Annotated in this window: 20 protein-coding genes and 1 other RNA gene; 14 read left to right on the top strand and 7 right to left on the bottom strand. The window is 67.3% G+C overall.

Annotated features, from left to right (window positions below):
• The first annotated feature begins 85 nt into the window (after window positions 1-85).
• From BOQ54_RS12900 to BOQ54_RS19785, 4 genes are all read left to right on the top strand, one after another.
• Window positions 86-1,897, top strand: coding sequence for a hypothetical protein (locus BOQ54_RS12900; protein WP_071924034.1), 1,812 nt, complete (start codon window positions 86-88; stop codon window positions 1,895-1,897).
• A gap of 44 nt (window positions 1,898-1,941) precedes the next feature.
• On the top strand, window positions 1,942-4,041 hold the full coding sequence (locus BOQ54_RS12895; RefSeq protein WP_245316207.1) for a type I secretion system permease/ATPase: 2,100 nt from the start codon (window positions 1,942-1,944) through the stop codon (window positions 4,039-4,041).
• A gap of 23 nt (window positions 4,042-4,064) precedes the next feature.
• Window positions 4,065-5,402, top strand: coding sequence for an HlyD family type I secretion periplasmic adaptor subunit (locus BOQ54_RS12890; RefSeq protein ID WP_071924033.1), 1,338 nt, complete (start codon window positions 4,065-4,067; stop codon window positions 5,400-5,402).
• Between the two features lie 244 nt (window positions 5,403-5,646).
• Window positions 5,647-6,747: a helix-turn-helix transcriptional regulator gene (locus tag BOQ54_RS19785; RefSeq protein WP_157672307.1), complete on the top strand. Its 1,101-nt coding sequence runs from the start codon at window positions 5,647-5,649 to the stop codon at window positions 6,745-6,747.
• An 11-nt stretch (window positions 6,748-6,758) separates the two neighbouring features.
• On the opposite strand, the gene BOQ54_RS12880 is transcribed toward BOQ54_RS19785, so the two are convergent.
• On the bottom strand, window positions 6,759-7,214 hold the full coding sequence (locus tag BOQ54_RS12880) for an Lrp/AsnC family transcriptional regulator (protein ID WP_071924032.1): 456 nt from the start codon (window positions 7,212-7,214) through the stop codon (window positions 6,759-6,761).
• Between the two features lie 166 nt (window positions 7,215-7,380).
• Between BOQ54_RS12880 and BOQ54_RS12875 the strand changes: the two genes are divergently transcribed.
• Entirely contained in the window at window positions 7,381-8,634 is a 1,254-nt protein-coding gene (locus BOQ54_RS12875) for a D-amino acid dehydrogenase (protein ID WP_055457484.1), read from the top strand.
• A gap of 12 nt (window positions 8,635-8,646) precedes the next feature.
• On the opposite strand, the gene BOQ54_RS12870 is transcribed toward BOQ54_RS12875, so the two are convergent.
• Window positions 8,647-9,102, bottom strand: coding sequence for an NUDIX hydrolase (locus BOQ54_RS12870; protein WP_063189296.1), 456 nt, complete (start codon window positions 9,100-9,102; stop codon window positions 8,647-8,649).
• Between the two features lie 308 nt (window positions 9,103-9,410).
• Window positions 9,411-10,133, bottom strand: a complete 723-nt coding sequence (locus BOQ54_RS12865) for an SGNH/GDSL hydrolase family protein (RefSeq protein WP_071924031.1) — start codon at window positions 10,131-10,133, stop codon at window positions 9,411-9,413.
• 384 nt (window positions 10,134-10,517) lie between these two features.
• Between BOQ54_RS12865 and BOQ54_RS12860 the strand changes: the two genes are divergently transcribed.
• On the top strand, window positions 10,518-11,984 hold the full coding sequence (locus BOQ54_RS12860; RefSeq protein WP_055457887.1) for an AMP nucleosidase: 1,467 nt from the start codon (window positions 10,518-10,520) through the stop codon (window positions 11,982-11,984).
• A gap of 91 nt (window positions 11,985-12,075) precedes the next feature.
• Window positions 12,076-12,795 (top strand): B3/B4 domain-containing protein, encoded by a 720-nt coding sequence (locus BOQ54_RS12855; RefSeq protein WP_071924030.1) that lies wholly within the window; start codon window positions 12,076-12,078, stop codon window positions 12,793-12,795.
• Between the two features lie 5 nt (window positions 12,796-12,800).
• Here the strand turns inward: BOQ54_RS12855 and BOQ54_RS12850 are convergent, their stop codons facing one another.
• Window positions 12,801-13,649 (bottom strand): LysR family transcriptional regulator, encoded by an 849-nt coding sequence (locus BOQ54_RS12850; protein WP_055457886.1) that lies wholly within the window; start codon window positions 13,647-13,649, stop codon window positions 12,801-12,803.
• Between the two features lie 113 nt (window positions 13,650-13,762).
• On the opposite strand from BOQ54_RS12850, the gene BOQ54_RS12845 reads away from it, so the two are divergent.
• From BOQ54_RS12845 to metH, 4 genes are all read left to right on the top strand, one after another.
• The gene (locus tag BOQ54_RS12845; RefSeq protein ID WP_055457480.1) at window positions 13,763-14,182 is read left to right on the top strand and encodes a tautomerase family protein; all 420 of its coding nucleotides are present in this window, start codon (window positions 13,763-13,765) and stop codon (window positions 14,180-14,182) included.
• Between the two features lie 404 nt (window positions 14,183-14,586).
• Complete coding sequence (locus BOQ54_RS12840; RefSeq protein ID WP_055457479.1) at window positions 14,587-15,600, top strand: ArsR/SmtB family transcription factor; 1,014 nt, start codon at window positions 14,587-14,589, stop codon at window positions 15,598-15,600.
• Entirely contained in the window at window positions 15,600-16,526 is a 927-nt protein-coding gene (gene metF / locus BOQ54_RS12835; protein ID WP_055457478.1) for a methylenetetrahydrofolate reductase [NAD(P)H], read from the top strand. The genes BOQ54_RS12840 and metF overlap by 1 nt, the downstream gene beginning before the upstream one ends.
• Window positions 16,527-16,548: 22 nt before the next feature.
• A complete protein-coding gene (gene metH, locus BOQ54_RS12830; protein ID WP_071924029.1) occupies window positions 16,549-20,292 on the top strand; it encodes a methionine synthase in 3,744 nt (1,247 codons plus the stop codon).
• Between the two features lie 192 nt (window positions 20,293-20,484).
• Here metH and BOQ54_RS12825 read toward each other — a convergent pair whose 3' ends face one another.
• The 3 genes from BOQ54_RS12825 to BOQ54_RS12815 all read right to left on the bottom strand — a co-directional run bounded on the left by BOQ54_RS12825 (window position 20,485) and on the right by BOQ54_RS12815 (window position 22,481).
• Window positions 20,485-21,273, bottom strand: a complete 789-nt coding sequence (locus tag BOQ54_RS12825) for an N-acetylmuramoyl-L-alanine amidase (RefSeq protein ID WP_071924028.1) — start codon at window positions 21,271-21,273, stop codon at window positions 20,485-20,487.
• The gene (locus BOQ54_RS12820; protein WP_055457475.1) at window positions 21,270-22,025 is read right to left on the bottom strand and encodes a J domain-containing protein; all 756 of its coding nucleotides are present in this window, start codon (window positions 22,023-22,025) and stop codon (window positions 21,270-21,272) included. The genes BOQ54_RS12825 and BOQ54_RS12820 overlap by 4 nt, the downstream gene beginning before the upstream one ends.
• A 186-nt stretch (window positions 22,026-22,211) precedes the next feature.
• The gene (locus BOQ54_RS12815) at window positions 22,212-22,481 is read right to left on the bottom strand and encodes a hypothetical protein (protein WP_055457474.1); all 270 of its coding nucleotides are present in this window, start codon (window positions 22,479-22,481) and stop codon (window positions 22,212-22,214) included.
• Between the two features lie 440 nt (window positions 22,482-22,921).
• Between BOQ54_RS12815 and BOQ54_RS12810 the strand changes: the two genes are divergently transcribed.
• The 3 genes from BOQ54_RS12810 (at window position 22,922) to rnpB (ending at window position 24,676) form a co-directional block, all read left to right on the top strand.
• Window positions 22,922-23,365, top strand: a complete 444-nt coding sequence (locus BOQ54_RS12810; protein WP_055457473.1) for a transglycosylase SLT domain-containing protein — start codon at window positions 22,922-22,924, stop codon at window positions 23,363-23,365.
• 124 nt (window positions 23,366-23,489) lie between these two features.
• Complete coding sequence (locus BOQ54_RS12805; protein ID WP_071924026.1) at window positions 23,490-24,182, top strand: lytic transglycosylase domain-containing protein; 693 nt, start codon at window positions 23,490-23,492, stop codon at window positions 24,180-24,182.
• A gap of 95 nt (window positions 24,183-24,277) precedes the next feature.
• Window positions 24,278-24,676, top strand: an RNA gene (gene rnpB / locus BOQ54_RS12800) — RNase P RNA component class A.
• Window positions 24,677-24,928: the final 252 nt, after the last annotated feature.

The following is a 24,928-nucleotide window of genomic DNA, read 5'->3' as shown; positions in this document are numbered from 1 at the left end:
CGACGAACCGACGGATGCGGACGGGGTGCGGACCCGGCAGGCCAGCCGGGCCCGCACTGCCGGCGCCAGCGGAGGGGACGGGACCATGCCGGTCGATCGCATTACCGAGTTGCTGTGGAACTATCTTCGGGTGCCTGTCGTGCATGAGGGGGAACGGCCGAGCGTCTCCCTCGCCTATGTACGCACCGACGGCGAGGAGCCGGAGGTGGTGCAACTCGGCCCCGACCCCGTCTTCGCCGCCCGCATCGGCGAGATCGATGGCGCGAGGGTGAGCAGCCTTCCGGTCGAGCCTGCGTTCCTGGGTGGACTTCATCTGCTCGCCGGCGCGGTCGACCTGCCCCGCTCCTGGCTCGATGCGCATGTCGGGGCTGGCAGCCTCGCGACGCATCCCGGAGCGCAGGCCGGCAACCTCGATGATGCCGGTTTCGGCGGAACAGCCGCTCCGATGCACGGCGCCGGGTCGCTGGCGCTGTCGACGGCGTCGGGCGCGCCACACAAGGTGTCCGGGACCGTCGGCCCCGCCGACCCGATGGAGGCCGTGGACGACGCCGACCCCGCCCCCCTGGCCACCCGGCCCGACCTGCCCGACCTTGCCGATGCGGAGGCGGGGCAGGCGGTGGCAAGCGGCCAGAACGTCCAGATCAACGAAGTCGTCATCGACGTGCCCGGCACGGCCGACAATGCAGCGAACAGCAACGTGTCGACGCCTTACACTGCCGGTCCGATAGAGCATTTGTTCGATAGCCTGGGCAGTCAGCAGCTGCTGCACGGCTTCTCCGTAGACAGCCATCTGGGCGGTGCGCTGTCGCAGACGGCTGTCATGCAGATCAACGGCCTGACCGACCGCGACCTCAACGTGCAGGCGGCGCGTCTGTCCATGACCGAGGCAGGGCCCGACAGTGTGGGCTCGGTGACCCAGCAGACGACAAGCGGGGGCAACAGTCTGAGCAACGAGGCCGTGCTGGTCTCCGGCAGCGACGGCTATGACCTCATCGTCGTCAGCGGCCATTACTACGAATACAACATCATCCTGCAGTTCAACCTGATCATCGACCGCGACCTCAACCAGGCCTTCGTGCAGGGGGTCGTTGGCGAGGGCCAGTCCTCTCAGCAGGTGCTGGCAAGCGGTGGCAACCTGCAGGTCAACGATGCCGCCATCATCGACACCAACAGCGGCGGCGGCGTGCAACTGATCGGCGGGCTCTACAGCGAGCATTTCATCGCCGTCCAGTCGTCGATTCTGTTCGACGGCGATATCAACGCCCTCATCGCCCTGCTTGGCCCCGAAGGAATCGCGGCCGCCATCTCCGGCCAGTTCGCCGAGAGCGGCGGCAACGTCCAGATCAACATGGCGATGTTCGGCTTTCAGGAGGCAGAGGGTGCGTGCGGGGACGCGGCGGCTTGGCTCGACTTCCTGGCCAATCCGTTCGCCGGTGGCGCCTATGTCATGCAACTCGTCGATGCCGACGGCAAACCGATCAACGTGCTCTTCGTCGACGGCGACTACCACGACATCAATCTGATCGTGCAGGTGAACATTATAGACGACAGCGACAGCAATGTCGTCGATGCCACGGCAACCGGCGCGCACAACCTCTCGGGCGATGGCTTCGGCGCCTTCGATTTCGACCAGTTCGCGGGATCCGGCGGCAACACAACCGTCAACCACGCCGTCATCATCGACGACAACGGCGGTTTTGGCGCCCAGGTCGTGGCCGGTAACTACACAGAGTTCAACGTCATCGTGCAGCAGAACGTCCTCTTCGACGGGGACACCAACGTTGTGACCCAGGTCGCCGGCGCCGTCGAACAGATAGCCCACGACGAACTGGCGGAAGTCCTGGCTCAGGCGCCAGCGGCATCGAGCGGCGATGCCCTGCACACGCTGACGGGCTGACCAGCAATGGCCACGGCATCAGGACGAAGGCCGGGAGGCGGCAGATGCGAGATCCGACGCGTGACGAAATGACTGCCTCCGGAGCCGCGGCCGGCCGTGTGCGGGAGCCGGGCGATAGCCGTCAGACGAACGGCAGGGAGCCGCCGCGGCTGCCGCGCGCCACCTGGCCGCCGGCCTTCACCGCGAAGCGCCCACCATCCGCCGCAACGTCCGGCAAGGGCAGTGCTGAAGCCCGCTGCGGCGAGCGGCGGCCCGGCGGGACCGGCGCCACTTCCCAGGAGGCTCCATCGCCGGTCGATCTTGCCGGGCGGCAGCAGACACAGGACGAGGTCATCGCACCGCTGCGCCGTAGCGGCGCCAGCGGAGGCGGAGCAGGCACGGGCAAGGCAACGAGCCGGCGCGCCTATCAGCCGCGGGCCGACGTCATCCGCAATGGCCTGCACGCCTGCCGCCGCGGCATCCTGCAGGTCGGTGCCTTTTCCGTCGTCATCAACCTTCTGATGCTGACGGTGCCGCTCTATCTCTTCCAGCTCTCGGACCGTGTCCTGACGAGTCGCAGCATCGATACGCTTGTCATGCTGTCGATCATCGCCATCGGCGCGCTGACCCTGCTCGTCGTGCTCGATGCCCTGCGACGCTTCGTCCTGACACGCATCGCCGTGCAGCTCGAGAGTCTGCTCGGCGCCCCCGTGATGTCCGCCGCCCTTCGTTCCGCGGATGTCGGGGCGACACGAGACATCCAGGCCCTGCGTGACCTGCAGCAGGTTCGCTCCTTCATCAACGGGCCGGTGATGCTCGTGCTGTTCGACGCGCCCATGGCGCCGCTCTATTTCCTGGCGGTTTTCCTGATCCATCCGGCGCTCGGCGTCATCGCGACGGGAGCGGGCGTCGTGCTGTTCGGCATCGCCGTGCTGAACGAACGCATGACGGCGAAGGACTATGGCGTTGCCGGCAATTTCGCCATGCGCGCCAACATCCAGGCCTCGGCCCAGGCGCGCAACGCGCAGGTCATCGGCGCGATGGGCATGCTTGAGGAGGCCATCCTGCTGTGGGGGCGGGAGAACGCCGCTTCCATGAAGGCTCAGATCCACGCCAATGATCGCAACATCTATCTGGCCAGCGTGTCGCGCTACGTGCGCCTCGTGACGCAGGTCGGCATTCTCGGCTGGGGCGCCTATCTCGCCGTGCGGGGCAGCGTGACCGGTGGCATGATGATCGCCGCCTCGCTCATTGCCAGCCGCGCGCTGGCGCCGATCGAGGGCGCCATCGACGGCTGGCGCGGCTTCGTGCAAGCCAAGTCCGCCTACCGCCGCGTCCGCTCGCTGCTCGACGCACCGGCGAACGACACCGAGCGCATGCTGCTGCCGAAGCCGGAAGGGCGGGTGCAGGCGGACAAGCTGCTCTACATCCCGCCCGGCACGAGGCGCACGGTGCTCAACGGCGTCTCCTTCACGCTCGAGGCGGGGGATTCGCTCGCCATCATCGGGCCCTCGGGCGGCGGCAAGTCGACCCTGGCGCGCATGCTCGTCGGCTGCATCGCGCCGACGGCCGGCAGCGTGCGCCTCGACTTCATGGACCTGCGCAACTGGGACCGTCGTCAGCTTGGCGAGAGTATCGGCTACCTGCCGCAGGACATCGAGCTCTTTCCGGGCACGATCAAGGCCAACATCGCCCGCATGCGGGAGGATGCGACTGACGAAGAGATCGCCAAGGCGGCCGCACTTGCCGGCGTGCACGAGATGATTTCCGGATTTCAGGACGGCTACGAGACGGAGATCGCCGTGGACGGCAGCCCGCTCTCCGGCGGACAGAAGCAGCAGATCGCGCTCGCGCGCGCCTTCTTTGGCGATCCGCGGCTCATTGTCCTCGACGAGCCCAACGCCAACCTTGACACGATGGGTGAGCGCGCCCTCGCCGCAGCTCTGGCGCGCGCCCGGCACCAGGGCATCACGATCGTGCTCGTCACGCAGCGGCCGGCCGTTCTGCAGAGCGTCAACAAGATCCTGATCCTGCGCGAGGGCCAGGTGGCGGCCTTCGGCGAGCGTGACCAGATCCTGCCGCGCCTGATGGCGCAGACGCAGGACGAGGCGCTCGCTGCGGCACCGGCAACAGCGCCGGGCGTTGCTGCCCAGACGCAGGCATAGGCCGGGACATTCGGGAGGGAGCGATGCCGCATGCGGTCATCACCGGCGAGGAATGGTGCGAGGAGGTGCCGCGTGCCACCCGCTGGCCGCTCCTGCTCGGTTCAATGATCCTGGTGTTCGGAGTCTTCGGCTTCGGCGTCTGGGCGAGCGTTGCCCCCATCGACGGGGCAGTGGTCGCCTCCGGCACTTTTGTCGCCACCGGACAGAACAAGATCATCCAGCATCTCGAGGGCGGCATCATCTCGAAGATCATGGTGCGCGAGGGCGATATCGTCGAAGCCGGGCAACCGCTGGTGCTGCTCGATGATACCGATGCCAAGGCCAACCTGCGGCGCCTCACCCTGCGGCACGACCGCCTGCTCGCGATCCAGGCACGCCTCGAGGCGGAGGTGGCGGGGGCCGGGGACGTCCGGTTCGAGCCCCAACTGCTGGCCCGGGCCACGGACCCGGAAGTCGCTGCGATCATCGACGGGCAGAAGATCGAGTTCAAGGCACGGCGGGAGCGGGTGACGAGCGAGGTGGCCATCCTCGAGCAGGGCATCGCCGCCCTGCGCGAAAGCATCAACGGCGGGCGCGCACAGCTCCGCGCCGTCCAGGTGCAACTCGGCCTCGTGGCGCAGGAGCTCGAGGGCAAGCGCGAGCTCCTGAAGAAAGGCTATGTCCGCAAGCCGGACGTGCTGGCGCTCGAACGTGCCCAGGCGGGCCTCGAGGGGCAGATCGGTCAGCTGACCGCCGGCATCAGCGATGCGCGCGAGCGCATCAGCCGCGAGGAGCAGAAGATTGCGCATGTGCGCTCCCAGCTCATCCAGTCGGCGACCGAGCAACTGCGGAACACACAGAGCGAGCTCGACGATGTGCGCGAGCGGATGCGGATGGCCGAAGGGGTCAGCGAGCGTGTGACAATCGAGGCGCCGGTCAAGGGCATCGTCGTCAAGCTCATGTTCCACACCGCCGGTGGCGTCGTGGCCCCCGGCAAGGACATCCTCGAGCTTCTGCCCGTCAATGACGAACTGATCATCGAGGCGCGCGTGCGCCCGCAGGACATCGACAGCCTGCACAGCGGCCAGGAGGCGCTGGTACGCCTCACGGCACTCAACCAGCGTGTCACCCCGATGATCCCCGGCGAGGTCATTTATGTCTCCGCCGATGCGCTGCCAGACGAGCAGCGCAGCACGACCCACAGCAGCGCCTATATCGCCCGGATCTCCCTTGACAAGGCGGCCGCGTCCGAGCTGCCGAAGTTCCGGCCGACACCAGGCATGCCTGCAGAAGTCTTCATCAAGACCGGCGAACGGACTTTCTTCGCCTACCTGCTGCGGCCGCTGACCGACAGTTTCGCGAGAGCCTTCAGGGAGCGCTAGGTGAAGAGGCGTCCGCGGCCTGCACGCGCAGGTATCGGCGAGTGCATGAATGTTTCGCATTAGGCAAAATTTTCATCAAAAATATTGCGAAAATTTTCTGTTTAATGTATTTTTAATGATACTGCTCGTCCTTCTCCGGCCGGTGGGGGGATGCTTTTGTCCTGTTGAAGGTGATCGTCAGTAAACACCAAGAACGAGGGCGTCGATGCATTCAAGCCAAACTTCCAGAGGAGGGCGGGAAACAGTGCAGCGAAGATCGGCGCGGGCGCCGGAAGGTATCGCTGCACTGCCACAGCCATCCGCCGCGAGCGGCATGAAGCGCGGGCGCGAGATCATCACCAGCATGGTTGGCGTCTTTTGCCGCCTCGCCGGCGCGCGGAGCAGCATCGCCGCGCAGCTCAACGCGGTGAGCCGGACAGCAGCACCGCTGCATGTGGCAGGACGCGAGGCGAGCGCCATCGCAAGCCATTGCCAGACCCTCCTGCAGCCGGTGACGAGCGATGTTGGCGTTCGTGAATCCTCCCTCCTGGCCGCGCCTTCAGACGGGCCGCTGGTCGTCCTCGAGCGTTTCCTCGACGGACGCCTGCTGACGGGAACCATGCGCATCGCTCCCGATCCGACCGCGTTCGCGCTGGCCTCGGTCCTGTTGCCGGCGCAGCAAGATTTCATCGTCCTCGAGCAGGAGCGTCGCGCCTTCGGGACGCTTCTTCAGGGAATCGCGGATACCCTCCGGCAGGAGGTGACACCGCCACGCCCGCCAGGAGCGTTCATGAGCGCCTCGGTCGTGGACCGGTGCGTGCCCTGGGGTTATGTGGTGGTCGACGAGGAGGGATTCATCCTGTTCGCCAACCAGCGGGCGCGGGCGGCGATCGTCGCCGGTTGCGGCATCGAAGGTCGCGGCGGCCGCCTCAGGGCCCTGCGCTCAGTGGTGGATCGCACGCTCACCGCCGCTGTCGGCGAGATGGCGAAGGCCGCACTTGCGGGCGCCACGCCTCCTTCGCGCGTCATCGCCGTTCCCAATGCCGACGGAGAGTGCCGCTTCGCACTCAAGATCGCGCCATGCGGGCGTGGCGAGGGCACCGGCATGGGCACGGCCTATGTCTTCATCATCGACCTGAAGAGCCGGCTGCGCGCCAACCACGAGGAACTCGCCTGCCTGTTCTCCCTATCGGACAAGGAATCGCGCTTTGCCGAGCTCTTCTGCTCGGGCCTGCGGCTGAACGAGATCGCCGCGATGATGGGCATCACGGCCAATACGGCGCGGGTGCATCTGCACAACCTGTTCAAGAAGACCGGCACCTCCAGCCAGGTCGAACTGGCCTGGAAGCTCGCCCGCGTGCTGTAGGCGGTCGTCTCTTAAAGGCGGGCGGCGCGGACGACGCTGCGGATGGCGAAGGCCGACTGGATGCGCGCGACACCGGGAAGGCGGGACAGAACGTCCGTGTGAATGCGCTCGTAATCGGCGGCGTCCTTTGCCGAGACGCGCAGATGATAGTCGGCGAGGCCCGTCATCAGGTAGCATTCCTGCACCTCGGGGCAGCGGCGCACTGCGGCCTCGAAACGGCGCAGGAATTCCTCGGTCTGGCGCTCCAGCGATATCTGCACGATGACCACGGTCGCGTCGCTGCGTGGCCCCTCGTCGACGATCGCCGTGTAGCCGCGGATGATGCCGGATTCCTCGAGGTGATGCAGCCGCCGCAGGCAGGCTGACTGCGAGAGGCCCACCTCTGCGGCGAGCTTGGCGTTGCTCATCCGGCCGTCCTGGCGCAGGAGACGCACGATGCGCAGGTCTGTCGCATCAAGTTCGCGCATGCAATTTTCTCCGAAAACCTCAATATAATTTGCAATAATCAGGCCATTATTCGCATATAATTCGACATCATGCAAGGAAATGAGGTGATCATTGCGTGTATCCTGCGCCTGAGGCAACGCCCGGCAGATGACGCGGCGGCGCTGGGCTCGTGAGCGGAGGAATGTCGTGAAGGTGCTCGTTCTCGGCAGCGGCGTGATCGGCGTCGCCAGCGCGTATTACCTCGCCAAGGCTGGGCATGAGGTCACGGTCGTCGACCGGCAGCCGGCGCCTGCGCTCGAGACGAGCTATGCCAATGCCGGCGAGGTCTCGCCCGGCTATTCCGCGCCGTGGGCCGGGCCCGGCGTGCCGGTCAAGGCGGTGAAGTGGCTCTTGATGAAGCACGGACCACTCGTTGTGCGGCCGCGGCTCGATCCCGCGATGTGGATCTGGATGGCGCAGATGCTCGCCAACTGCACGAGCGCACGCTATGCCGTCAATAAAGCCCGCATGGTGCGACTCGCCGAATACAGCCGCGACCTATTGCGGGCTCTGCGCGCCGAGACGGGCATCTCCTATGACGAGCGCAGCCGCGGTACCTTGCAGCTCTTCCGCGAGGCGGCGCAGTTGGAGGCGACGGCCAAGGATGCGGCCATCCTTGCCGAGTCAGGCGTCCCGCATGAGGTGTTGGACGTCGAAGGCTGCATCCGGGCCGAGCCGGCCCTTGCGCGGGTGCGCGAGAAGTTCGTCGGCGGCTTCCGTCTGCCCGACGACGAGACGGGCGATTGCCACCTGTTCACGCAGAAGCTGGCGGCCCTGTGCGCGGATATGGGCGTGGTCTTCCGCCAGGGCGTCAACATCAAGGCCCTGTCGGTGGAGGGCGGGCGGCTCGCCGGCGCATCGACCGATGCGGGTTTTCTCACCGCCGATGCCTATGTCCTGGCGCTGGGCAGCTTTTCGCCGCTGCTGCTGCGGCCGCTCGGCCTGTCCATACCGGTCTATCCGGTGAAGGGCTATTCCATCACCGCGCCCATCATCGACGAGGCAGCCGCGCCGGTGTCGACGGTGATGGACGAGACCTACAAGGTGGCGATCACCCGGCTCGGCGATCGCATCCGTGTCGGCGGCACAGCGGAGGTCTGCGGCTACGACATGACGTTGCGGCCGGCCCGGCGCGCAACGCTCGATCACTCCGTCGGCGACCTTTTTCCGGACGGCGGCGATCTGACGAAGGCGAGCTTCTGGTGCGGACTGAGGCCGATGACGCCGGACGGCACGCCGGTGATCGGGCCAACGCGTCTGTCCAATCTCTACCTCAACACCGGCCACGGCACGCTCGGCTGGACGATGGCATGCGGCTCCGGCCGCGTCATCGCCGACATCATCAGTGGCCGCAAGGCCGATATCGAGACGGCGGACCTCGCCATGAGCCGCTACGGCTGAGCGAGGTCAGCGTCAGCCGGACCGGCCGGAAGCCAGGGTATCGGGCAATCTCTCGATGATGATGGCGAGATCTTCCTCGTCGACGAGCCGGGCCGCCTCGTCGGGTGAGAACCAGCGCCGCTCGCGCTCATCCATCTCGGGCCAGCGGCGGCGCTCCTTCTCGACCGTCAGCGGGAAGAGTTCGACCTCGCAATCGACAGTGGCGTTGCGCTTCAAGCGCTTGGCATAGACATAGGAGCCGATCGGTTGGGCTGCGATGGAGCCGGCCACACCCGCTTCCTCGAACGCCTCGCGCGCCGCCGTGTCGTGGCCGTCGAGCCCCTTCATCGGCCAGCCCTTTGGTACGATCCAGCGGCGCGTCTGGCGCGAAGTGATCAGCATGATCTCGAGCTGGCCCTCCGGCGTGAAACGCACCGGGATGGCTCCGAACTGCTTGCGGCGGGACTTGCCCATGGGCTCCTGATACATCGCTTCTTGTCGTGAACCTCGCTGGTCTTACCGGGCCTGCCCGGCTTGTGCCACTCCGCAAAACGAAAACTCCGCCCCTTCGCGAAGGGGCGCTGCTCGATCGAAGCGGCGGGAGCAAGCAGCGCTTATAGCGGCGCCATGACAGTCATACGCCCCTTTGTGCGGACTGTCATGTCGGCTACGGCTGCTATGCTCGCGCCTGCCGCAAGTTTGCTGCGGAAGCGAAACGGAAACCGAACGAATCGAATATATCATAACCGGCTAACAATTCGAGCGCCGACTTGTTTCCGAAGGTGCTCCGGGATGCTTCAGAGACCGCTCGCACCACCGGCGGTCAGGAGGATCTGGGGGGCAAGGGCCGGCCGGATGCGGACATCCGCCGCGACGTGCGGCCTGCGGGCCGCGTCCATGATCTCACGGGCGAGGCTGCTGGCAAGGCAGGCGTAGCCGCGGTCGCTCATATGGAAGCCGTCTGCCGCCAGCATCGGACGAAGGCCGCCGGGCGCTTGCAGAGCCCAGGTCTTCATGAGGCCGTAACGGGAGAAGACGCAGGCCTTCATGCGGGTGCCCACGTCGTCGACGATGGACACGAAGCGTTCGTAGCGCGCGGGTCGCGAGATGGTGGGATAGAACTGCTGGTCGATCAGGACGAGGTCGGCACCGGTGGCGAGAACGCTTGCGACGCCATGCTCGACAAGCTGACGGAAGGCATCTTCGGGCACGTCGGCCAGGGCGTCATTGGTTCCAACCTGCCAGAGCACGAGGTCAGGCTGCACGATGGCGAGCTGCTGCTCGAGGCGAACGAGCGTCTGCGCCGCTGTCTCGCCGCCCACGCCGGAGACGTGCATGCGCACCTCGATGCCTGGCAGGGCGGCTTCGACGAGCCGTTCGAGTTGCAGCGGGTAGCCGGCGCCCGGAGCCGAGGCGCCGACCCCGGCCGTGGTCGAGGAGCCGATGGCGAGGATGGTGAGTGGCGCTCTGGTCGCGATGCGCTCGGCCGTGCGCTCCAGCGTGTCGTTGATCTTCAGCATCGGCTGATGGGCAGCGCAGGCCGTGCCTGCATCCGCTGCCGTTGCATGGGCCGGGATCCGGACATCGTCCTGCGCCCGCGGCGCGGCCGGCGACAGGAGAAACCCGGCTGCGGCCAGAAGGATACACCCCAGACGGGCAGGCGCACGACGCACTGCTGCCGACGTCAGTCGCAACACATTGTGCAAGATGATACGCCCCCCTCGGCGCGACGCGCCGCTACAGATATGCTCTCAAATAGCACGGCAGCGAGCTCGGCAAAAGATGCCCGGTTCGGGCAAATCCGGTCGCCCGGCTGGACGAGCGGGTGCGCAAGCGCCACCTTGATGAGGAGGCGCCACGGTACTGGTGCGGACCGGGGCCAAGGGAGACGGCGCGTGAACGTGATGAAGGCAGGCGGGTTCGAGCAGGTTGCGAGCGCTAGCGAAGCGGTCGATCGGCTCGCAGCACTGCACGGGGCGGCCTGCCAGTCCCTGCGCGGCGCGCTCGAACGCTATCTGAAGGAGCACAAGCCGCCGACACCGGCCGAGCGCGCTACCTTCCGCTACCCGGAAGTGCGCGTGACCTATCGCCCGGACGGCGTCATGCCGGTCTCGGCCCGCGCCTATGCCAAGTTCCAGGGCCCGGGGGTCTATTCGACGACGGTGACCCAGCCCGAGGCCTTCCGGCCCTATCTCGTCGAGCAACTCGGCCTTCTCATGCAGGATTTCGACGCTCGGGTGGAGGTGGGTGTCAGCGGGCTCGACATTCCCTATCCCTATATCGTCGACCGGGGGGACGAACTCGCAGGACACGGCGTGAGCGCGGCCGAACTCGCGCGCTTCTTCCCGACGCCCATGCTGGCAGCGGTCGGCGACGAGATCGCCGACGGGCTGTGGGATGTCGAGGAGGGCAGGGCGCGCCCGCTCGCCCTCTTCGATGCCGTGCGCGTCGATTTCTCGCTCAGGCGGCTCGTGCACTACACGGGGACCGACTGGCGCCTCATCCAGCCCTGGGTGCTGCTCACCAACTACCATCGCTACGTCGACCAGTTCGTCCGCTGGGCGCTGGCGCGGCTCAACGACGACGACCGCTACGAACGGCTGGTGCTGCCGGGCAATGTCGTCATCCCGCGCGGGCTCGCGGAGGACGAGGCCATCGCGCGCGTCACCGGTGTCGCCTGGCACCGCTTCCAGATGCCGGCCTATCATCTCGTGGCGCGCGACGGCCATGGTGTGACCCTCGTCAACATCGGCGTCGGACCGGCCAATGCCAAGAACATCACCGATCATCTGGCCGTGCTGCGCCCGCACTGCTGGCTGATGATTGGCCATTGCGGCGGCCTGCGCCAGTCGCAGATGATCGGCGACTACGTGCTCGCCCACGCCTATCTCAGGCAGGACCGCATCCTCGACGAAGCGGTGCCGACGCATGTGCCGATCCCGGCGCTCGCCGAGGTGCAGGTCGCCCTGCAGGAGGCGGCGGCCATCGTGACCGGCGACAAGGGCGAGGCGCTGAAGCGGCGCCTGCGCACCGGCACCGTCCTCACCAACGACGACCGCAACTGGGAACTGCGCTGGTCGCAGGAGCGGCGCGTCATCAATCTCTCGCGCGCCATCGCGGTGGACATGGAGAGCGGCACCATCGCCGCCCAGGGCTATCGCCTGCGCGTCCCCTACGGCACCCTGCTCTGCGTCTCCGACAAGCCGCTGCACGGCGAGATCAAGCTGCCCGGCGCCGCCAACGCCTTCTACGAGCGGGCGGTAGGGGAGCATCTCGAGATCGGCCTTAAGGCGCTTGACCTCCTGCGCAGCCAGCGGGCGCAGCTGCATTCACGCAAGCTGCGCAGCTTCGACGAGCCCCCCTTCCGCTGATTCCACGCAGACCCGCGATGCGCCACCGGCATGGCTTCGGCTGTGGCCATTGGTGCAAGCTCGCGGCCCCCGACGAGCAGCGAGGCCTACCGTGCAACTGTCGATCGCCGACATCACAGCGGATTTTCCGAGATTCCGCGTGGCGGTGGTGGCGGTCGACGATCTTGCGATCACCGCTGCGCGCCCGCAGGCGCTCGATACGCTCATCGCCGAGCGCGAGGCAGCGTGCCGGGAGCGCTGGGGTCATCTAGAACTGTCGCAGGTGCCGGGCATTGCCGCCTGGCGCGAGGCCTACAAGGGCTTCGGCATCAAGAAGACGAGCTACCGCTCGTCGGTCGAGCGGCTCGTCAAGCGCGTCGTCGCCGGCGAACGACTGCCCGCCGTCAACAGCTTCGTCGACCTCTACAACGCGGTATCGCTGACCCACGTCTTCTGTTGCGGGGCGGACGACCGCGACAAGCTCGCCCCGCCGCTCGCCTTCCGCTACGCTCGGGAGGGCGACAGCTTTCGCGACATGGCCGGCGGAGGATCGGCAGCCGCCCCCGATGAGAATCCGGAAGATCCGCCGAAGCCAGGCGAGGTGGTCTATGCCGATGCCCGCCACGTGCTGTGCCGGCGCTGGAACTGGCGGCAGGATGCGCGCACCGGCATCGGTCCAACCACCACGCGCGCCGTCGCCACCATCCAGGCGAACGGCGTCGGTGACCTCGAGGCGGCGGTCGCGGATTTCGGCGCCCTCGTCGCCGCCCATTGCGGCGGCCATTGCCGCGTCGCCATCGCCGACCATGCGACGCCGGTGGTGATGCTCTGATCCCGTCAACGGCGCGCGCGAAAGGCCGCGGCGAGGGTGCGCAGGGCCGTGCGCGTGCGGGAATCGCTAGACCGGCTGTGCAGGATGACAGGCGAGGAGGGAAAGGCCGGCAGGCCCCAGTTCGGCCCGATATCGACGGCGCCCGGCGGCGCGATGCGGCGGGCGAGCGGCGCGACGGCGAGGCCGGCCTCGACGGCCGCGGTGACGGCGGCGATGCCGCTGCCGACGAAGGCCTCGGTCCAGGCGATCCCGCCCGCGTCCAGCAGGCGCAGCGCATGCCCCCGCACGCCGCAGGGCGGCGCCAGCGAGGCGAGCGGCAGGGGCTCCACCGGCGCGTTGCTCGCAAGGCTTCCGGCGGCGAACCAGCCGAAATCGTCGGTGAAAAGCGCCTCGCCATCGCGCCGGTCCGCCTCGCGCCGCACGATCGCGGCATCGAGCTCTCCCTTATCGAAGGCCTCAAGCAGCGGCCGCGAGAAGCCTGAGCGGATCTCGATGCGCAGAGCCGGGTCGCTCGCGCCGAGGCGGGCGAGGAGGCGGGGTAGGTCCGGCCCGGCGACATGGTCGCTGATGCCGAGCACGAGGCGCCGCTCCTGCGGTGCCTCGCAGGCGAGGGCGCGTTCGTGGGCGGCGAGCAGGTCGCGCGCCGGCTGCAGGAAGGCCGCGCCGTCGGGTGAGAGGCGGACGAGTCGGGGCGTGCGTTCCAGCAGGCGGCGGCCGAGACGTTCCTCCAGCCGGCGCAGCTTCAGGCTCACGACCGATTGCGTGGTGCCCAGCACTTCGGCAGCGCGGGTGAAGCTGCGCAGATCGGCCGTGAGCACGAAGGCTTCGACGGCATCGATGTCGAGAGACGCCATGGTGATCTCGCAATTCATTTCAGATCGAAATCATTGATATCGCTAATGATGCGATTCTTCAATCAATGCCGCCGCGGTAGCCTGCTGCATCCGAAATTTCAGGAGACAAGGCCATGCCGATCATCGAGGTGAAGTTTGCCGCTGCGCCGGGGCGCCACGTCGCGCGGCGCGAGATTGCAGGGACGGCGAGCGCGCTTGCGGCCGACGTTCTGGGCAAGTCTCCCACCGTCACGGCGGTGGTAGTGGAGGAAATCGCGGCGGAGGACTGGTTCTGCGGCGGCCATGCGCTCGCCGAGAGCGGGCTTGCGAGCTTCTGGCTGTCCATCCGCATCACGGAGGGCACGAACACGCGCGCGGAGATGACCGAATTCATTGCCGCGACCTTCGCTGCCATGGGCCGCCTGCTCGGGCCGCTGCACGAGGAGAGCTACATTCACGTGATGGAGGCCTGCGGCTTCGCCTATGGCTACGGCGGCCGAACCCAGGACGAGCGGGCGATGGCGGCGAGGATGAAGGCGCCGGTGCCGGTGTGATGAGGCCGGGATGGCGTTGAAGCGCAACCGGGCTGATGACCGTATCCTGGGAGGGAGGGGCTATCGCACGTGAAAGAGCGCTATTGATCCCTCCCCTCCGCAAGTCGGGTGTTCCCGACTTGCGCATAAGTGCGGACCTCGGGCAAGCCCGAGGTCCGTGGGAGGGTGGATCGGTCCGCAGGACCGAGACGGGTGGGGGTGAGGGCCGGGAACGGTGTTCGCAATCTCAGCCGTACGGCCCCCGCCGTCACCGCTTCGCGGCGCCGCCACCCTCAGCGCGGGGGAGGATCGCGGCCGCCCTCATGCTTGCTGCCCGTATGCGTTTTGTCTGCACCGAAGACGTTCATTCTTGCATCTCTCTCAGGTTCATATAAACATATGTTTATATCTGCCGGACGAGAGCGATGCGCCAGCCGCTGTCACTGCCATTCACGACATTGCTCGCCGGGCTCAAGGCCGCGGCGGAGGAGACGCGGCTGCGCATCCTGGCGCTGCTGGCGGACGGCGAGCTCAACGTGTCCGATCTCACCGACATCCTCGGCCAGTCGCAGCCGCGCATCTCGCGGCATCTGAAGCTGCTCACCGAGGCGGGGCTCGTCGAGCGCCATCGCGAGGGCGCCTGGGCGTTCTTTCGCCTCGATCACCGGAACGGGGCCGCGGCGGCGATCCGGGCGGTTCTGGAGAGCCTCGACCACGACGACCAGCAACTCGCTGCCGATCGGGCGCGGCTCGCCGCCGTGCGCAAGGCGCGTGCTGAGAGCGCGCAGGCCTTCTTCGCGCGTCTTGCCGCGGACTGGGACCGCATCCGCTCGCTGCACGTCTCGGAAGAGGCGGTGGAGGAAGCGGTGCGCGAGGCCATCGGGGAGAAGCCGCTCAACGCCTTCCTTGATCTCGGCACCGGCACCGGGCGCATGCTGCAGCTCGTCGCGCCGCTCGCCCGCCGGGCGGTCGCTGTCGATGCCAACCATGCCATGCTGTCGGTGGCCCGGGCCAATATCGAGCGGGCCGGGCTCTCCGGCATCGAGCTGCGCCAGGGCGACATCTACGCCCTGCCGGTGGAGCGCAACGCCTTCGACCTCGTGCTCGTGCACCAGGTGTTGCACTACCTCGACGATCCGGCGCGGGCCATCCGCGAGGCGGCCGCGGTACTGGCGCCGGGCGGGCGCCTGCTCGTGGTCGATTTCGCGCCACACGAGCTCGAGTTTCTGCGCGCTGAGCACGCCCACCGCCGCCTCGGCTTTGCCCATGAGCAGATCGCCCAGTGGTTCGCGGAAGCGGGGCTCGATCTCGTGGCAACGCGCGAATTGAAGCCGCCGCGCAGCGACACCGACAAGCTCACCGTCTGCCTGTGGCTGGCGCGCGACAGGCGCGTCGTCACTGACTGGCCCTTGCAAGCACCCGAGAAAGAGGTGGCCTGATGTCGCACGCTCCCTTCCGCCCCAGCCGTCGCGGCGCGTGCCCGGTGCGCGTCTCCTTCGAGTTCTTCCCGCCGAAGACGGCGGAGATGGAGGCGACGCTGTGGGCCTCCATCGAACGACTGGCGCCGCTCGGGCCCCATTTCGTCTCCGTCACCTACGGAGCAGGCGGCTCGACACGCGAGCGCACGCATGCCACGGTGAAGCGTATCGTCGAGGAGACGCCGCTCGCGCCGGCCGCGCATCTCACCTGCGTCTCGGCGACGCGCGCGGAGGTTGACGACGTCGTACGCGCCTATTGGGCGGCGGGCGTGCGCCACATCGTGGCCCTGCGCGGCGACCCGGCCGAGGGCATCGGCGCCGTCTACACACCCCATCCCGGAGGTTATGACGGCTCGCCCGAGCTCGTTGCGGGCATCCGCGCCGTCGCCGATTTCGAGGTGTCGGTCTCGGCCTATCCGGAAAAGCACCCGGAGAGCGTCTCCATCGACGCCGATATCGAGCTTCTCAAGCGCAAGGTGGATGCGGGCGCGACGCGGGCCATCACCCAGTTCTTCTTCGATAACGACGTCTATTTCCGTTACCTCGAGAAGGTGCGGGCGCGCGGCATCGACATCCCCATCGTGCCCGGCATCCTGCCGGTCCAGAACTTCAAGCAGGCGGCCAATTTCGCCGCACGCGCGGGGGCGAGCATCCCGGCCTGGCTCGCGGGTCGCTTCGACGGCCTCGACCAGGACGTGGAGACGCGGCGCCTCATCGCGGCGGCGGTCGCGGCCGAGCAGGTCATCGACCTCGTCGACCGCGGCGTGACGGACCTGCACTTCTACACGATGAACCGCGCCGACCTCGTTTATGCCATCTGCCATCTGCTCGGCCTCAGGGCCGGGACGGCGGTGGCCGAGCCCGTGGCAGCCGCGGCGGTGGCGTAACCCATTCAAAGGTCGTTGTGACATGACAGACGTTCGCCCCGCCGACGGCGCCGAGGTGCGCAGGGCCCTCACCGAAGCCGCACGCCAGCGCATCCTCGTGCTCGACGGCGCCATGGGCACCGAGCTGCAGGCCTACAGGTTCTCGGAGGAGGATTTTCGCGGCGACCGTTTCCGCGGCCACAACCGGGAGTTGCGGGGCAACAACGACCTCCTCATCCTCACCCAGCCGGACGCGGTACGCGACGTGCACCTCGCCTATTTTCGGGCCGGGGCCGATATCGTCGAGACGAACACCTTTTCGGGCACCTCGATCGCCCAGGCGGACTACGCGCTGGAGGCGATCGTCTACGAACTCAACGTCGAAGGCGCGCGCCTTGCCCGCTCGGCCGCTCGCATCGCCGAGGCGGAGGACGGACGGCGCCGCTTCGTCGCCGGCGCTGTCGGGCCGACCAACCGCACGCTCTCCATTTCGCCCGACGTCAACAACCCCGGCTTCCGGGCCGTCACCTTCGACGAGGTGTGCGACGCCTATGCCGAACAGATGCGGGGCCTCGTCGACGGCGGCTCGGACATCATCCTCATCGAGACCATCTTCGACACGCTCAACGCCAAGGCGGCCATCGTCGCAGCCAAACGCGTCTTCGCCGAGAAAGGTGTCGATCTGCCTGTCATGGTCTCGGGCACGATCACGGACCTGTCCGGTCGCACGCTCTCCGGCCAGACGCCGGAGGCCTTCTGGTATTCGGTGCGCCATGCCGAGCCCTTCTCGGTCGGTCTCAACTGCGCGCTCGGCGCGCGCGAGATGCGCGCCCACATCCAGGAAATCGGCAAGGTCGCGGACACCTTCGTCTGTGCCTATCCGAACGCCGGCCTGCCCAACGAATTCGGCCTCTACGACGAGAGCCCGGAGGCGATGGCGGGGATGATCGCGGAATTTGCCGAGGCCGGTCTCGTCAACCTCGTCGGCGGCTGCTGCGGCTCGACGCCGGCACATATCCGGGCGATCGCCGAGGCGGTCGCAGGCAAGGCCCCGCGCGCCATCCCGGAAATCGCGCCGCGCATGCGTCTTGCCGGGCTCGAGCCCTTCGTGCTCACGCCCGACATTCCCTTCGTCAATGTCGGCGAGCGCACGAACGTCACCGGCTCGGCTCGGTTCCGCAAGCTGATCACGGCCGGCGACTACGCCGCGGCGCTGGACGTCGCGCGCGACCAGGTGGCGAATGGCGCCCAGGTCATCGACGTCAATATGGACGAGGGCCTGCTCGACAGCCGGAAGGCCATGGTCGAGTTCCTGAACCTCATCGCCGCCGAGCCCGACATCGCCCGGGTGCCGGTGATGATCGATTCCTCGAAGTTCGAGGTGATCGAGGCCGGCCTCAAATCCGTGCAGGGCAAGGCCATCGTCAATTCCATCTCGCTCAAGGAGGGCGAGGAGAAGTTTCTCGCCGAGGCGCGCACCTGCCGGGCCTTCGGCGCAGCCGTGGTCGTCATGGCCTTCGACGAGACGGGCCAGGCCGACACGGAAGACCGCAAGGTCGAGATCTGCACACGGGCCTACCGGCTGCTGACCGAGACGGTTGGCTTCCCGCCTGAGGATATCATCTTTGATCCCAACATCTTCGCCGTAGCGACGGGCATTGAGGAGCACGACAATTACGGCGTCGATTTCATCAACGCCACGCGCCGCATCCGTGAGAGCCTGCCGCACGCGCATGTCTCGGGCGGCGTCTCGAACCTCTCCTTCTCCTTTCGCGGCAACGAGCCCGTACGCGAGGCGATGCACGCCGTCTTCCTCTACCACGCCATCGGGGCGGGGATGGACATGGGCATCGTCAACGCCGGCCAGCTCGCCGTCTATGACGAGATCGAGCCGGAGTTGCGCGAGGCCTGCGAGGACGTTGTCCTCAACCGCCGCAAGGATGCGACCGAACGGCTGCTGGCGCTCGCCGAGAATTTCAAGGGCAAGGGCAAGCAGGCCAAGGAGCAGGACCTCACCTGGCGTACCTGGCCGGTCGACAAGCGGCTGGAGCACGCGCTCGTCAACGGTATCACGGACTATATCGAGGAGGATGTCGAAGAGGCGCGCCTTGCCGCCGCGCGGCCGCTGCACGTCATCGAAGGCCCGTTGATGGCCGGCATGAACGTCGTCGGCGACCTCTTCGGCGCGGGCAAGATGTTCCTGCCGCAGGTGGTGAAGTCCGCCCGCGTCATGAAGCAGGCGGTCGCCTATCTCATGCCCTACATGGAACAGGAGAAGGAGGCCGAGGGCATCACCGACCGGCCGGCCGCCGGCAAGGTGCTGATGGCGACGGTGAAGGGCGACGTGCACGACATCGGCAAGAACATCGTCGGCGTCGTCCTGCAGTGCAACAACTACGAGGTCATCGACCTCGGCGTCATGGTGCCGGCCCAGAAGATCCTCGACACCGCGCGCAAGGAGAAGGTCGACATCATCGGCCTCTCCGGCCTCATCACGCCGTCGCTCGACGAGATGTGCTTCGTCGCCTCGGAGATGGAGCGCGAGGGCTTCGACATCCCGCTCCTCATCGGCGGCGCGACGACCAGCCGCGTGCACACGGCGGTGAAGATCCACCCCAACTATGCCCGTGGGCAGGCGGTGCACGTCAACGACGCGAGCCGCGCCGTCGGCGTCGTCTCGGCCCTTCTGTCCGCCGAGCAGCGCGGCCCCTATATCGAGACGGTGCGCGGCGAATATGCCAAGGTCGCCAATGCCCACGCGCGCAGCGAGGCCGACAAGCAGCGGGTGCCGCTGGAGAAGGCCCGCGCCAATGCGGTCAAGATCGACTGGGCGGGCTATGCGCCGCCGAAGCCGACCTTCCTCGGCACGCGCGTGTTCCGCTCCTACGACGTCGGGGAACTCGTCCGCTGCATCGACTGGACGCCCTTCTTCCAGACCTGGGAACTGAAGGGCCGCTTCCCTGCGATCCTCGAGGACGAGGAGCAGGGCGCGGCGGCGCGGCAGCTCTACGAAGATGCGCAGGCAATGCTGAAGCGCATCGTCGAGGAGCGCTGGTTCAACCCGAAGGCGGTCATCGGCTTCTGGCCGGCGAATGCCATCGGCGACGACATCGCGCTCTATACAGGCGAGAGCCGGCAGGAGAAGCTCGCCACCTTCTTCACGCTGCGCCAGCAGCTCGCGCGGCGTGACGGACGGCCCAATGTGGCGCTCGCCGATTTCGTCGCACCCGAAGGGGTGAAGCCCGACTATGTCGGCGGCTTCGTGGTGACGGCGGGAATCGAGGAAGAGCGCATCGCCCGGCGCTTCGAGCGGGCCAACGATGATTATGCCTCCATCATGGTCAAGGCGCTTGCCGACCGCATCGCGGAGGCGTTCGCCGAGCGCATGCACCAGCGTGTGCGCAAGGAGTTCTGGGCGTATGCCCCGGACGAGGCGCTCGACAACGAGGCCCTCATCCGGGAGGAATATGCAGGTATCCGCCCGGCGCCGGGCTATCCGGCCCAGCCGGATCACACAGAAAAGGGCACGCTTTTCCGCCTGCTCGAGGCGGAGCGACGCATCGGCGTGAAGCTGACCGAGAGCTTCGCCATGTGGCCGGGCTCATCCGTTTCCGGACTCTACATCGCCCATCCGGATGCCTTCTACTTCGGCGTCGCCAAGGTGGAGCGCGACCAGGTGGAGGATTATGCCCTGCGCAAGGGCATGGAGATCGCCGAGGTGGAACGCTGGCTCGCGCCTATCCTCAACTACGAGCCGGCGACCTACGCGCGCCAGGCGGCGGAGTAATCAGCAGACCAGAAGCATCGCTCCTCGTCGTCATGCCCGCGCTTGTCGCGGGCATCCACGCCTTGACATGTCGCGCAACCTCAAAGGCGTGGATGGCCGGGACGAGCCCGGCCATGACGACGGAAAGGGGCAGCCTGGAAGCACCAACGCCGTGTGGGTCTTGTGCTACCGGCAGCTATTTCGCATGCCCACTCACACGATCACGGTTGCCGCCGGCCGGCTGGCGATGAGATCGCGCAGGGTCGTGATGGTCGACGCATCGGCGATGCCGTCGATGCGCTCGGGGCGGAAATGGCGCTGGAAGGCGGCGACGACGGCGGTGGTCGCCTCGTCGTAGCGGCCGGTGAGCGCAATGTCGTAGCCGTACATGGCGAGCATCGCCTGCAGCGCCTCGACCGGCTGGCCGCTCTCGCCGGGGCTGAGGAAGCGCCCGCCGCGCACCGGGGCCGGGCGCACGAAATGGCCGATGCCAGCGCGATTGAGCTCCTCCCAGGGGAAAAGTTCACCGGGGTCCAGCTTGCGCTCGGGCGCCACGTCGGAATGGCCGAGCACGCGATCCGCCGGGATCGCCCAGCGGGAGACGATGTCGCGGCTCAGTGCGATGACGGCGGCGATTTGCGCCGCAGGGTAGGGCGGCAGGCCGCCTTGGTGGCCAGGATTGGCGATCTCGATACCGATCGAGGCCGAGTTGATGTCGCGCTCGCCGGCCCATGAGGCCCTGCCCGCGTGCCAAGCCCGGCGTCCCTCCGGGACGAGCTGCAGCACGCGGCCGTTCTCGAAGACGAAATAATGCGCCGAGACCTCGGCCGCGGGGTTGCACAGGCGCTGCAGCGCGTCGCCCGCATCGGGCATGCCGGTGTAGTGTAGTACCAGCATGTCGGGACGGCGCGGCGTGCCGTCCGCGCCCAAGCGCTCGCCGTGGTTCGGGGAGGGGAAGACCTTGGCGGCGACGGGGCTGTCGGGTTTGGGCTGCTCGCTCATGACGTGACCTTCGCGGACTCTTTCTCGTTTATCCGGCGCTGGCGCACGATCTCGTCCCAGGCGGCGTTGAGGGCGGCGGTGCGGTCGGTGGCGATGCGCACGGCCTCGGGCGGCAGGCCGCGGGCGATCTCCCGGTCGGGATGGCTCTCGGCGATGCGCCGGCGGTAGAGACGGCGCAGCTCCGCGTCGCTCATGCCGCGGTCCGCGCCGAGGATGACATAGGGATCGTCCGTGCGGTGCACGTGGCGGGCCTCGATGCGCGCGAAGTCCGCTTCGCTCAGGCCGAAGATGCGGGCGACGGTCGCGAGATAGGCAAGTTCGTCATCGTGCAGGGCGCCGTCGGCGGCGGCGATGAGGAAGAGGCCGTCGAGCACGTCTTCGAGCAGCGCCGGCTCGTCGGCAAGCAGCGTGGCCAACTGGCGGGCATAGGCCTCGAAGCCGGCCGTGGTCGCCTTGGCGAGGTTGAAGAGGCGGGCGATCTGGGCAAATTCCTCGGCCGGCGCTTCGATGATGGCGTGAAAGGCGCGGATCTCGGCGCCCGTGACGACGCCGTCCGCCTTCGCCATCTTGGCGGCGAGCGCCACGAGTCCGGTCGTGAACACCACCTGCCGCGGCGGCGGCCGGAACAGCGCATTGGCGTCGTCGATGAGGAGATGGCCTGCAAGAGCGCCGAGCAGCGCGCCGAGGGGGCCGCCGATAGCCAGGCCGATGCTGGCGCCGCCGAGCTTGCCCCAGCCGAGTTTGCCCCACATGGATCGAGACCGCTTCCCTGCTCTTGCCGCTCCGATGCCGCGCCCGCACGTCCGTTTCGCGCCCCAATGGCTCGACGCCGGTCTCATCAGCAAAGGCACGAGAGAGCTAGCGAGGCGTGAGGGCCTTGGCAAGGCGCTGAAGCGACGGGAAAGTGCGCGCGGCCGGGCAGGGCCGCGCGCAGACCTTCAGTAGCACTCGCGATAGCGGCGACCGCGATAGTAATAGTAGTCGCAGCGCGGAGCGGTGGCTGCGCCGACCACGGCACCTCCGGCGGCACCGATAGCGCCGCCGACGAGCGCTCCGCCGACGTCGCCGGTCGCCACGCCGCCAATGGCCGCACCAGCCGCGCCGCCGATCAGCGCGCCGCCGACCGCCCGTTCCTCCGGTGTGTTGCAGGCTGCGAGGCCGAGCGCCATCAGCCCAAGTACGGCACCCTGCCTGAGATGACGCTTCATGATGTTGCTCCTGTTCCACTGGGCTCGCCGTCTGGCGGCGCAGCCAAGAATGCCATTTTACGCGCGGTAGGCTGCCACGACAATTTCTGCTCGCCACGCGGCGGTTTCTTTGTTCGCCGTGTGTGCGCATGATTTCCTGTTGATAATTTCTTATTATAGCAAATAATAGTATATCATATCCATGTATTCAGCAATTCATGACTCGTGAATGGTGTATATGGTTTACTTTAACATTCAAATTCCCTGACCTTGCCCGATATGTGCCTCATTCTTGGGTGAAGTCGTCCATCTATTCAATGGCTGTTGCCTCAGGGATGGGGGCCATCATGGTGGGACGACTGGCGGTCTGTTGCGTCGCGCTGGCGATGTCGGCCTCGGCCTGTGCCCAAACGGGAGGTGACGCAGCGGGGACGGCGGGTGAGGCCGTTGCCGGGTCTGTCGTGCCGGTTCCGCGTCCGACGGGCGTCGGCGGGCGCAAGGTCGCGCGGGCCCTGCCAGCGCCGGCTGGCCGCGACCGCATTCGCGCGCTGATCGCCCGCCACGCGGTCGAGCGAGGTGTCCCGGCCGATCTTGCCGATGCCGTCGTCCGGCTTGAGAGCAACTACAATCCCGAGGCGCGCAACGGCAGCAACCTGGGGCTCACGCAGATCAGTTTCGCTACGGCGCGGGCCTATGGCTACGGCGGTGCCCGCGAGGGACTGTTCGACCCCGAGACCAATCTGACCTTCGGAATTCGCTATCTCGCCGAGGCCTATCGCCTCGCGGGCGGGGACACCTGCGGCACGATCCTGCGTTATCAGGCCGGCCATCGCGCCCGGTCGATGACGACTGCCGCGCGGCGCTATTGCGCCAGGGTGCGACCCCTGTTGGCGGCTCGATCTTGAGGAGAAACAGCAGGACGAGCCGGTAACGGACGTATCCCGAAACAGTGCCGAGTGAAGCGTGGCCGGGGTGCCTGCCCCGGACGGGATGTCCTTTTGTGTGTGTAAGGGTCAAGGAGTACGCGTTTTGAAGAGTTTGCGTTCCGCCGTTTTCGGCGTTTCTTCCATCCTCATCGTTGCCGCCGCGCCGGCTCTGGCCGATCAGTCCGACCAGTACGAGGTTCTGTTCCAGCCGCGCACGGACATCACGAAGATCGAGCAGACTGCGTCGGAGCCTTCGCGCGAAGCTGCCCGGAAGACTGTCAAGGCGCGTGCGCGCTCGCACGAGGCCGCGGTCGCCCGGGCCGAAGCTGCGCGGGACAAGGCGCCGGTTGAGGCCGAGCGCGGCAAGGTAGTCAAGAACGGGCGCGCGCTGGGCTATGTCCATGCGAGCCGCGAGCGGTACCGTGACCTCATCGCCAAGCACGCCAAGGCGCATGGTCTGCCTTTCGCTCTCGTCGATGCGGTCGTGCGGGTCGAGAGCCGCTACAATCCGCGTGCCTACAACGGCGGCGCCTACGGCCTGATGCAGATCAAGCACCAGACTGCCCGCGGCCTCGGCTACGGCGGGTCGGCGGCCGGGCTCTATGATCCGGACACCAACCTGCGCTATGCGGTGAAGTATCTCGCCCAGGCCTACCAGATGTCGGGCGGCGACACCTGCGCCACGGTGATGCGTTATCAGAGCGGCCATTACGCCAAGCGCATGAATGGCGCGAACCGCGCCTATTGCTCCAAGGTGCGCACGATCGTCGCGAGCCTCGGCTCGCAGGAATCCTGATCGCTCGCCTGTCCTGCGCTCTCGCGATGTATTCCGCCGGGTGTCTTGCGCGTGACGCTTGACCCCGGCGGGCGCCATCCCATATGCCGGGTGCGCCAGTCGGCCGGACGGCCGCCGCAGGCGGGGTGACCCGTGTGCGGAGGAAAGTCCGGGCTCCGAGGAAACACGGTGCCGGATAACGTCCGGCGGGGGCGACCCCAGGGACAGTGCCACAGAAAGCAAACCGCCCTTCGAAGCCCCGGTGGAGAAGGGCAAGGGTGAAAGGGTGCGGTAAGAGCGCACCGCGTCGGCGGTAACGTCGGCGGCACGGCAAACCCCACCGGGAGCAAAACCGAATAGGGACGACGGGGCGCGCAAGCGTCCGGGCCGGTTTCCAGGCCGGTCGTCCGGGTTGGTTGCTCGAGGCGGTCGGCAACGACCGTCCCAGATGAATGGCCGTCACGTCCGGGGCGACCCGGGCCATACAGAACCCGGCTTACAGGCCGACTGGCACTTCTTTCCTCTCAATCGATCAACGGCATCGGATGGCGGCGGGCAGTACATCCCGGCTGTTGCCGCGTGGCTGTCCGACGGCGCGCCGCGCGCATGGGCGCCGGGCAACGGCTGCTGACCCTTTGCCGTATCTGTACTTGTCGCTGGCGTGGCTGCCGGCTTTGCCGTCGCGTGCCTCATCTTGCGGAAGCCGTTGCCCCGTTTGCGAAAATTCGCGGGCTGAGGCGGTGGCATCCGGGCACCCGAAACCCTTC

The organism is Chelatococcus daeguensis (assembly GCF_001887265.1).
Taxonomy (GTDB): Bacteria; Pseudomonadota; Alphaproteobacteria; order Rhizobiales; family Beijerinckiaceae; genus Chelatococcus_A; species Chelatococcus_A sambhunathii.
This window is presented reverse-complemented; position numbering and strand designations above follow the sequence as displayed.